Here is a 654-nt window from a genome sequence, read left to right on the forward strand (position 1 = left end):
GGCTGGCGTAGTTAGTGAACCCGACCATGTAGTCCGCACCCTCGGTGCCGTTACGCGTCACCCTGCTGGCGATGTCTCCAACGCCCCACACCGTGCCGTCCGCAAAGCTGATCTTCTCCACTTGGTAGTACGCGCTGCTGTTGAAGTAACTCTGTAGGGTGACCGTGTCTGTGCCCCAGCTCAGCTTGAGGTCCTCACCCTCCTGGCTGATTTGCATGTCACCCATCAACAACCCAGCCCCCAACTGCAAGGTGTCTGTGTCTTGCCACGTCCAATAGTCATAGTCGTTGATCGTGTCTTGCCCATCCCCTTGGTTGAACACATAGGTGTCGCTTCCGAATCCTCCCGAGAGGTAGTCGTTGCCCTCCCCACCTGTGAGCGTGTCGTCTCCATAATCTCCAGACAAGCTGTCGTTGCCTGCACCGCCCGTCAACGTGTCGTTGCCATCTGCTGCATTGAGAGTGTCGTTACCTGCACCTCCCATCAGCGTGTCGTTGCCGTATCCTCCGCTCAACGAGTCATCGCCTTCACCCCCGTCCAACACGTCGTCCTGGTTACCACCAATCAGCGTGTCGTTGCCACCCAAGCCGTTGATGCGGCTGGCGTAGTTAGTGAACCCGACCATGTAGTCCGCACCCTCGGTGCCGTTACGCG

At 58.4% G+C, this 654-nt stretch carries 1 protein-coding gene; it reads right to left on the bottom strand.

Annotated features, from left to right (window positions below; genetic code table 11):
• Positions 1–654, bottom strand: a 654-nt coding sequence (locus B9Z41_RS16880) for a calcium-binding protein (RefSeq protein ID WP_304441806.1), incomplete at both ends; no start/stop codon positions are given.

The sequence above is a fragment of the Limnohabitans sp. JirII-31 genome (genome assembly GCF_002778315.1).
Lineage (GTDB): Bacteria > Pseudomonadota > Gammaproteobacteria > Burkholderiales > Burkholderiaceae_C > Limnohabitans.